Source organism: Bradyrhizobium sp. Ken01 (assembly GCF_055807355.1).
The window spans coordinates 35,082-45,192 of sequence record NZ_JBVVPC010000058.1 but is presented as its reverse complement, the minus strand read 5'-3'; the positions used below and the strand labels follow the sequence as shown (position 1 = coordinate 45,192).

Genomic DNA, 10,111 nt, shown 5'->3' with positions numbered 1-10,111 from the left:
GCCGAGTGATTGGCTACACCTGTATGCTGCTGTGCGGTTTTCCTGCGTGTGCTTTTCGCGCAGCGGACCGCGGGTGCCAGCCGGCACCCGGCCTTCCCTGCGCCCTCTTGGTCAAGAAGGCGGAGTGACGAAGCAAAGCTCGGGCGAAACGCGCCGCGAGAAGGCGAGCGCATGTGCGTCGCCTCGCGCTCGGTGTCATCGTCCGCGCAGGCGGACGATCCAGTATTCCAGAGACGCCTGTGGTGGAGTCGAGACGCCGCGGCGTACTGGATTCCCGCTTTTGCCGGGAATGACAGCGCTGGTTGGAGAACCAGTTTGCCGCCCCGGCAATCGGGCCGCAGATGCTGGAACCGGAACCTCACAACTTCTCACAACTCCAAACGGGTGTCTCGCGGTCGCCGCTGCTAGTCAGTGCACGACCGATCAACGAGGGAGCAGCATCATGAAACAGATCATCGATCAGCACCGGCGCCAGTTTTTCGGCGTCGCCGCGGGAACTGTCGCCGCCGGCCTCGGCGTGATCGGCCTCGCCCGCGCCGAATCGGAAGCGCCGCGCTCGGCCGCAACGAATGCGTCGTTCGGCGCGATCAAGCAGATCGATGCCGGCGTCCTCAACGTCGGTTACGCGGAGGCCGGTCCTGCGAACGGTCCGGTCGCGATCCTGCTGCACGGCTGGCCCTACGACATTCATGCCTTCGTCGACGTCGCGCCGATCCTGGCGAAGGCCGGCTATCGCGTCATTGTCCCTTATTTGCGTGGCTACGGCTCGACCCACTTCCTCTCCGAGGAGACACCGCGAAACGGCGAGCCGGCAGCAATGGCTGCCGACATCATCGCGCTGATGGACAAGCTCGAGATCAAAAAGGCGGTGGTCGCCGGTTTCGATTGGGGCGCGCGCACCGCCGACATCATCGCCGCGCTGTGGCCGGAGCGGTGCCGCGCGCTGGTGTCGGTCAGCGGCTATCTGATCTCCAGCCAGGCCGCGGGCAACGCGCCGCTGCCGCCGTCGGCCGAGCTGCTATGGTGGTACCAGTTTTATTTCGCGACCGAGCGCGGCCGCGCCGGATACGAGAAATACACGCATGATTTCGCCAAGCTGATCTGGAAGCTGGCCTCGCCGCAGTGGAAGTTCGACGACGCCACCTTCGACCGGAGCGCGGCGGCGCTGGACAACAAGGATCACGTCGCGATCACGATCCACAATTACCGCTGGCGGCTCGGGCTCGCCCAGGGCGAAGCCAAATACGAGGAGCTCGAAAAGAAACTTGCGGCAGCTCCGGTGATCAGCGTCCCAACCATCACGATGGAAGGCGACGCCAACGGCGCGCCGCATCCCGATCCAAGCGCCTATGCCAAGAAGTTCTCGGGCCGCTACGACTATCGCCTGATTACCGGCGGCATCGGCCACAATCTGCCGCAGGAAGCACCGCAAGCCTTTGCCAAGGCCGTCATCGACGCCGACGGCGGTGCCTGACCCGCTACTCTGCCGCCACCATCTGCTGCGTGCGCCACTGGCCGAGCAGGGCGCGCAGCGAAGCCGGCTTGACCGGCTTGTTGAGCACCGCGACCTTTTCGTCCCGTGCAGCCATTTGCACGGCGGGGCTGCGGTCGGCGGTGATCAGGATCGCGGGGATGCCGTCACCGAAGCGGCGGCGGATGTCGCGGATCGCGGCGATGCCGTTGCCGCGGTCGAGATGATAATCGACGAGCAGGCCGGTCACGCGGCGGCCGGCGGCTTCGATCGCGGCGATCGCGCCCTCGGGATCGGCGACCGCGATCACTTCGGCGTCCCACGCCTTCAGCAGCGTGCGCATGCCGTCGAGGATCGCGGCGTCGTTCTCGATGCAGACGATCAGGGTCCCCGAGATCGAGGTGCGTGCGAGCGGCGTTGCGCTGGTCACGGCCGCGGTGTGGGTGATCGCCTTCGCCGTCGGCGCCGTCACGGAAAACACAGAGCCGCCGCCGACATTGGAATCGATGGCGATGTCGTGCTTGAGCACGCGCGCCAACCGCTCGACGATCGACAGGCCAAGGCCGAGGCCGCGGGCGATCCGAGCGCCCTGCTCGAGGCGGTGGAATTCCTTGAAGATCTCGCCGCGCTTGACCGTCGGGATGCCGACGCCGGTGTCGTAGACGCAGATCTTGAGCGAGGCGCCATGGCGGCGGCAGCCGACCAGCACGCGCCCCCGCGGGGTATATTTGATCGCGTTGGAGATCAGGTTCTGGAGCAGCCGCCGCAGCAGGAGACGATCCGACTCGACGGGCAGCGAGCATGGCACGAAGACGAGCGCCAGATTCTTGGCGCGTGCGATCGGCGCGAATTCGATCTCCAGCGAGCGCATCAGATCGGCCATCTTGAAGCTCGAGATGGAGGTCGTCATCGCGCCGGCGTCGAGCCTGGAGATGTCGAGCAGCGCGCCGAGGATCTCCTCGATCGCCTGGAGCGATTCGTCGATGTTCTCGACCAGCCGCGTCTCCTCGCCGCTGTGCTGACGCTCGACCAGGCTCGTGACATAGAGCCGCGCCGCGTTCAGCGGCTGGAGAATGTCGTGGCTGGCGGCGGCGAGAAAGCGCGTCTTGGAGATGCTGGCGTCTTCGGCCGCGCTCTTGGCCAGCGCCAGCTCGGAATTCAGCCGGGTCAGCTCCTCGGTGCGGTCGCGCACCCGCTTCTCCAGCGTCGCATTGGCGCGCTCCAGCGCTTCGGCCGCCTCGAACGTGGGCGTGACGTCGGTGAAGGTGATGACGAAGCCGCCGCCGGGCATGCGGTTGGTCAAGATCTCGATCACCATGTGACGATCGGGCAGGCGCTCGAGATAGGGCTCGCCGTCGGTGGTGTAGGCCACCAGCCGGCGCTCCAGCATGGCCTCGCGCTCGATCGGATCGGCCGGCTCGCTCACGCCCATGAATTCCAGGATTTCACGCAACGGCGTGCCGAACTGGATGAAATGCGGGGGAACGTTGAGGAGATCGCCGAACTGCCGGTTGGAGCAGATCAGTTGCAGATCGGCATCGAACACCGCGATGCCCTGGCGCACATGGTTGAGCGCAGTCTGGAGGATCTCGCGGTTGAAATGAAGCGCCGCATGGGAATCGTCGAGCAGCTTGAGCGCAGCCTTCGCCGACACCGTCCGTTTGCGCAGCAGCAGCGACATCACCAGACGCGAGGAGGCCGCACCGATCGAGGACGCGATCAGGTGCTCGGCATGCTGCAGCAGCTCGAAATCGGCGGGCGCCCCGGACTCCAGCCGCACATTGCGCCGCGCGGAGAATGCCTCGAACGAATGCCGTGCGCGGTCAGGCCCGAGATATTGCGCCACCGTGGTCTGGATGTCCTGCACCGTGACGGTGGTGCGCCAACGGCGGAAGTTCGGGGAGATCGGCGCGAGCGTGTTGGGGACGAACAGATCGGCCTGCACCAGCTCGATCGACGACGGCCGGCGCGCCAGCGACAGCAGCACATAAGTGAGGATATTGAGCGACAGCGACCAGACCACCCCGTGCATCAGCGGCGGCAAATCGGCGCCGAACAACGCCTGCGGCCGCAGCGCCTCGATTCCGAACGGGCCGTGCTGGAGCAGCAGGATGCCGGCCGTCGAAGTATCCATGAAGCTCGGGATGAACAGCGTGTAGAGCCACACCGCGAAGCCGACCAGCATGCCGCCGATCGCGCCGCGCGCGGTCGCGCGCCGCCACAGCAGTCCGCCGAAGAAGCTCGGTGCAAGCTGGGCGATGGCGGCAAAAGACAGCAGACCGATCGCCACAAGCTGGGTGTTGCCGAGCGCGCGGTAGTAGAAATAGGCCATCACCATGATGGCGAAGATCGCGAGCCGGCGCGAACGCAGCAGGAAGTCGCTGAAATCGGCGCCGCCGGTGCGCCCCTCGGGCCGTCGTTGCAGCACCAGGGGCACCACGAGATCGTTCGAGACCATGATGGAGAGCGCGACGCATTCGACGATCACCATCGCGGTCGCCGCCGACAGGCCGCCGACGAAGACGGCGACGCTGAGCAGATCCGCGCCGCCCTCCATCGGCAGCGCCAGCACGTACATATCGGGATCGGCGGCGCCGAACGGGAAGCTGACGAGGCCGGCGAGCGCGATCGGGATCACGAACAGATTGATGGCGACGAGATAGAGCGGGAACAGCCAGCGCGCGCGGCCGACCTCGGCGTCCGAGGAATTCTCGACCACGCTGACGTGGAACTGGCGCGGCAGCAGCATGATCGCGCACAGGGACAGCAGCGTCATGGTCAGGAAGTTGCCGATCGACGGCGAATAGTTGATGACGCGCACCGCCTCCGGCGTCTTCATCGCCCGCTCGATCAGCTCGTGCGGCGAGAACATCCAGAAGGTGACGAAGATGCCCGCGGCGAGGAAGGCGACGAGCTTGATGATGGATTCGGTTGCGACCGCCAGCATCAGGCCGTGCTGGTGCTCGGTGGCGTCGGTCTGCCGCGTGCCGAACAGCACGGCAAAGGCCGCCATCGCCAGCGTCACCATCAGCGCCACGTCGCCGAAGATCGGGATGTGGGAGAAGGCCTGGTCTTCGCTCAGGATGGTTTCGAGCGAGGAGGCGACCGCCTTGAGCTGGAGTGCGATGTAGGGCACCGAGCCGATGATGGCGATCAGCGCGACGGTTGCCGCCACCGCCTGGCTCTTGCCGTAGCGCGCTCCGATGAAGTCGGCGATCGAGGTGATGTTGTGGGCCTTCGCGAGCTGGATCACGCGGCGGAGGACGCCGGCCCCTAACCCGATCATCAGGATCGGGCCGACATAGATCGCGAGGAAGTCGGTGGAGGTGCGGGTGGCGAAGCCGACCGAGCCGAAGAAGGTCCAGGAGGTGCAGTAGATCGCCAGCGACAGCGGATAGATCAGCCCCGAGGCGCGGCCGCGCCCGGCCGGCCTGCGGCGGTCGCCATGGCTCGCCACCAGGAACAGAAAGCCGATATAGCCGAAGGCGGCGGCGATCACGCCCCAATCGTGCAGCATGGCGAGCGTGCTTCTCCCGGGGGCGCGCTGGCCGCGCCCGATCTCATTTTCGCTGTAAATCTAGCGCGTTGGACGGGTGGAGGCGACAGCGAAATGCCGTGTGGGTGCGGGAACCGGGGGTGTCGTTAAGGTGTGGGGCGAGCTGCCCGCTCTCCCTCGCCCCGCTTGCGGGGAGAGGGTGGGGTGAGGCGACTCTCCCCGGTGACGGTGATAGTTGGATTCGCGGAGACTCCCCCTCACCCGGAATCCGCGCTTCGCGCGCATTCCGGCCTCTCCCCGCAAGCGGGGAGAGGCGAGGGAAACGTCTACTCCGCGGCCAGCGACTTCTCGCGAAGCGGCAGGCCCAGGCGGTCCCACACCTGCAGCAGGGCTTCGGCGAGCTGATCGATCAGGCCGTCGTCGTGATAGGGCGAGGGCGTGATGCGCAGGCGTTCGGAGCCCTTGGCGACCGTCGGATAGTTGATCGGCTGGATGTAGATGCCATGCTGTTCGAGCAAGAGGTCGGAAGCCTGCTTGCACTTCTCCGCGTCGCCGATGAACAACGGGACGATGTGGGTGTCGCTCGACATCACCGGCAGGCCGGCGGCGTTGAGGATCGCCTTGACCCGGGCGGCGCGATCCTGGTGACGCTCGCGCTCCCAGCTTGATGTCTTCAGATGCTTGATCGCGGCGGTCGCGGCCGAGCAGATCGCCGGCGGTAGCGCGGTGGTGAAGATGAAGCCCGGCGCATAGGAGCGCACGGCGTCGATGATCTGACCGTTGGCGGCGATGTAGCCGCCGAGGCAGCCGAACGCTTTGGCGAGCGTGCCTTCGAGAATGTCGATGCGATGCATCACGCCGTCGCGCTCGGCGATGCCGCCGCCGCGCGGGCCGTACATGCCGACGGCGTGGACCTCGTCGACATAGGTCATCGCGCCGTACTTCTCGGCGAGGTCGCAGATCTTGGCGAGCGGGGCGATGTCGCCGTCCATCGAATAAAGGCTCTCGCAGGCGATCAGCTTGGGCCGGCTCGGGCCCGCAGCCTTCAACAGCGCTTCGAGGTCGGCGAGGTCGTTGTGGCGGAACACGACCCGCTCGCATCCGGACTGGCGGATGCCCTCGATCATCGAATTGTGGTTGAGCTCGTCCGACAGGATCAGGCAGTTCGGAATGAGCTTTGCGATGGTCGCGATGCCGGTCTGGTTCGAGACGTAGCCGGACGTGAAGAGCAGCGAGGCTTCCTTGCCGTGGAGATCGGCGAGTTCGGCCTCGAGCTGCACAAGCGGATGATGCGTGCCGGCGATGTTGCGGGTGCCGCCGGCGCCGGTGCCGACGCGGGTCGCGGTCTCGACCATCGCGCCCACCACCTTCGGGTGCTGGCCCATGCCGAGATAGTCATTGGAGCACCAGATCACGACGTCGCGCTTGCCCTTGGGCGAGTGCCAGAGCGCATGCGGGAACCGGCCGGCGATGCGCTCGAGATCGGCGAACACGCGGTAGCGCCGCTCGGAGTGGAGACGATCAAGGGCGGAATTGAAGAACTGGGCGTAATCCATCGTCAAACCTGCAGCGGAACCGACCAAAGACCCGCATATCCTTAGAGCTTTTCCAGCTCCAATGTCTATGCGCTATCCCACATTTGGACCTGCGGGGCATTTGGGCAAAATGCCCTATCATGCGATTTGAAACTTGATCCGGATCAAGTTCACGCGAGATGCAATGTTGCTCTGCACCATCCGGTGAATTGAGCGCAGCCCTCAGGTCGTCCTGAACTGCAACACGCCGTCTTTCATCTCAGCCGTCAGCCGGCCTTCCACGATCATGTAGTTGACGTGGGCGACCAGTTCGCCGGCGGCGAAACCCATCTGGTGTTCGTCCAGCACGTGCTTGTTGAACACCACGGGCACCAACGCGCGCGAGGTCTGCGGCACCTCGCGGCAGGCTTCCGCGATCAGGCGGCAGCGCTCCTCGTGGTGATCGGCGAGCTGCTTGATGCGGGTCTTCAGTCCATAGAACGGCACGCCGTGGCCGGGCAGCACCAGCACGTCATAGGGCAGCGTGGTGGTGAGGCTGGCGAGCGAGGCCAGATATTCGCCGAGCGAGTTCTGGTCGGGTTCGACCGCCCACACGCTGACATTCGGCGAGATCTTGCTCAGCACCTGGTCGGCCGAGAGGAACAGCTTGTCGTCGGCGCAATACAGCATCACCTGGTCGAGCGCGTGTCCGCCGCCGGTGATCACCTTGAAGCGGCGCGTGCCGATCACGACGTCCTCGCCATGCGAGATGCGGCGGTAGGACGGCGGCAACACCGAGACGCGCTTGAGATAGTCCTGGCCGCGGCCGAGCAGTTTTTCGGTGAGCGAATCGTCCATGCCGTGGCGGCGGAAGAACAGCCGCTGCGCCTCCTTCCGCTCCTCGGTGCCGCGGTTCTGGTGATAGACCGATTGCAGATATTCGACCTGCGACATCACCAGCGGGCAGTTGAACCGCTCGACGATCCACCCGGCCAGACCGACATGATCGGGATGGGAATGGGTTACGATCAGGCGCGTGATGTTGACGCCCTTCAACGGCCCGTCGAACAGCTTCGTCCAGGCTTCGATGGTCTCCTCATTGCCGAAGCCGGCGTCGATCATGGCGTAGCCGTCGCCGTCGGCGAGCAGGTAGATGTTCACATGGTTGAGGCGGAACGGCAGCTTCAACCGCGCCCACAACACGCCCGGCTTCACCTCGACGACCTCTTCGGGGCCGGGATGCTGTTCCCAGGGATAGCGCAGGGCGTCGGCGGAGGACTGCACGGTGTCGGTCTTTGCGTTCATGCTACCGGCTTAAACCCGCTCGTCACGGCGCGCCAGCCGAAAAAGGACGCTGGCGCGGCCCGCATAGCGGTCATTCCGGGCTACGGAACGACCTCTTACGCCGCCCGCATGTTGTTGAGGAACGCGTCGATCTCTCCGCGCAGCATGTCGGCCTCGCGGCGGAGCGCGTCGGAGGCGCCGAGCACTTCGTTCGCCGCCGCGCCGGCTTCCGCCGAAGCCGTGGAGACGCCGACGATGTTGCTGGAGACCTCACTGGTCCCGCCGGCCGCATGCTGGATGTTGCGGGCGATCTCGCGTGTCGCCGCGCCTTGTTCCTCGACCGCGGCGGCGATCGTCGTGGTGACGTCGTTGATCTCGCCGATGATCCGGCCGATGCCCTGGATGGCGCCGACCGCCGAAGTCGTTACTGACTGCATGCTGGCGATCTGGCTGCGGATCTCCTCCGTCGCTTTCGCGGTCTGGCTCGCGAGGCTCTTCACCTCGGAGGCGACCACCGCGAAGCCACGGCCGGCTTCGCCCGCGCGCGCCGCCTCGATGGTGGCGTTGAGGGCGAGCAGATTGGTCTGCGAGGCGATGGTCTGGATCAGGTCGACCACCACGCTGATGCGGCTCGCGCTGTCGGCGAGGCTCTGTACCGTGGCATCGGTCGCGCCGGCTTCGTCGACCGCCTTCCTGGCGATCGCGGCCGAGGTGACGACCTGCTTGCTGATCTCCTCGATCGAGGACGAGAGCTGCTCGGTGCCTGACGATACGGTCTGCACGTTGACCGAGGTCTCTTCGGCTGCGGATGCAACCGCGTTCACCAGCGCATTGGACTGATCTGCCGTGTTCGACATGCTCTGCGCGGTCGATTGCATCGAATTGGCTGATTGCGCGAGATTGTCGAGTGCGGAGCGGACCGTGCTCTCGAAGTCTGCAATCTTCGCCTCCATCTGCGCCGCACGCTCGGCCTTGGCGACGCGATCCCTGTCCTGCTCGCTCGCAAGCGCCCGGGCTTCGATCATGCTGTCGCGGAACACCGTCAGCGTTTCCTTCATCGCGCCGATCTCGTCGTTCTGCCGGGAGCGGACGATCTCGGTATCGAGGTCGCCGGCAGAGAGCAACTGCATGGCGCGTTGAAGCTCGCGAATGCGGCGCAGGATGTTGCGGCCGACATAGAGCCAGACGAACAGCGCCGAGCCGACCAGCGTCAATGCGCCGAGTGCCAGCATCGCGGTGGTCGCAAGCGAAATCTCCTGCCGCGCCTGGAAGGTCGACGCGTTGGTCTCCTTCTGCACGCCTTCGACGAGCTGCTGCACGCTGATGCCGAGGCCGACATTGAGCTTGCGGGTCTCGTCCAGAATGGTCTGGCCGTAGTCGATGGCGTCGAGCTCCTTCTGGCGGATCTTGAAAACGCCAGACTTGCCTTCGCCGAAGGCGAACAGCTTTTGCACGGTGTCGCGCACCGCTTGCATCGAGGCCATGTTCGGAAGGTCCTCGAGGTTCGACTTGACGCGGTCGCGAGTCGCCTTGAACTCCTTCTCGATCGCCTCCAGCGTATCGCTGTTGTTGGCCGACAGCGCCGCCATCATGTCGGCGGCCATCAAATTGCCGTTGGCGGAGATGGTCGCGACCTGGGAGACGGTGCGGGCAGCTTCGGTGGCATCGTCGGCGGAAACTTCCGCCGCGCCGAGGATCGCGTTCAGGCGCGTCTGCGCGTCCAGCATGGCAGGACCGGCCGCACCGACGAAGGTGAGCTGCGCCTTGCGGAGCGCTTCATATTGCTTGTCATGCAACGCGCCGGTATCGAGCCGCTCGCGCGCTGCCGACACCAGACTCTGGGTCGCCTCGTCGATGCTCTTGGCGGTGTCGCGCAACGCGGTTGCGACCTGCTTGTCGGCGCCGAGCTCGATGATCTCGCCGAGCTTGGCCATGGCGAGCTGCTGGATCTCCTGCACCTTCTTGGTGCGTTCGTTCAGCGCCTCGTCGGACGGCGACGCCAGGAGGCCCGGCCCCTGCGCCGCGAGCGTTGCGCTTTGCGATGCGAGTTGAAGGCTGGCGGAAAGGCGCGGGATGTCGCGGCCGCTCAGGTCCATCATGGTGCTGCCGAGATGGTTGAAGACGAAGCCGGCGCCGGCTGCAATCACGAGGCCCATGCCCGCGATCACCGCGAAGGCCGTGAACAGGCTGCCGCGCACGCCCCATGTCGGCATTTTGAAACGAGGCCGGATACGACCAAGCAAACGGCCAAGGCCCAGACGGATTGCCATCAAAATTCCCCCACGCGTGATCTTTATGTTTTCGCCGCGGAGTATCCTTGGGACGGGTTAAAAAATCGCAAGTTGC

General features: G+C 65.5%; 5 protein-coding genes. 1 reads left to right on the top strand and 4 read right to left on the bottom strand.

The window, feature by feature from the left end:
* Positions 1 to 442 precede the first annotated feature (442 nt).
* Entirely contained in the window at positions 443 to 1,474 is a 1,032-nt protein-coding gene (locus AC0L3S_RS34765) for an alpha/beta fold hydrolase (protein ID WP_473284253.1), read from the top strand.
* Positions 1,475 to 1,478: 4 nt separating this feature from the next.
* Here AC0L3S_RS34765 and AC0L3S_RS34760 read toward each other — a convergent pair whose 3' ends face one another.
* The 4 genes from AC0L3S_RS34760 to AC0L3S_RS34745 form a co-directional block, all read right to left on the bottom strand.
* Positions 1,479 to 4,988 carry a PAS domain-containing hybrid sensor histidine kinase/response regulator gene (locus tag AC0L3S_RS34760; protein WP_473284251.1) on the bottom strand — a complete coding sequence of 1,170 codons (3,510 nt, stop codon included), beginning with the start codon at positions 4,986 to 4,988 and terminating at the stop codon, positions 1,479 to 1,481.
* 305 nt (positions 4,989 to 5,293) lie between these two features.
* Complete coding sequence (hemA, locus tag AC0L3S_RS34755) at positions 5,294 to 6,523, bottom strand: 5-aminolevulinate synthase (RefSeq protein WP_007599472.1); 1,230 nt, start codon at positions 6,521 to 6,523, stop codon at positions 5,294 to 5,296.
* A 201-nt stretch (positions 6,524 to 6,724) separates the two neighbouring features.
* Complete coding sequence (locus AC0L3S_RS34750) at positions 6,725 to 7,786, bottom strand: MBL fold metallo-hydrolase (RefSeq protein ID WP_473261028.1); 1,062 nt, start codon at positions 7,784 to 7,786, stop codon at positions 6,725 to 6,727.
* Between the two features lie 95 nt (positions 7,787 to 7,881).
* The gene (locus AC0L3S_RS34745) at positions 7,882 to 10,035 is read right to left on the bottom strand and encodes a methyl-accepting chemotaxis protein (RefSeq protein WP_473261026.1); all 2,154 of its coding nucleotides are present in this window, start codon (positions 10,033 to 10,035) and stop codon (positions 7,882 to 7,884) included.
* Positions 10,036 to 10,111 lie beyond the last annotated feature (76 nt).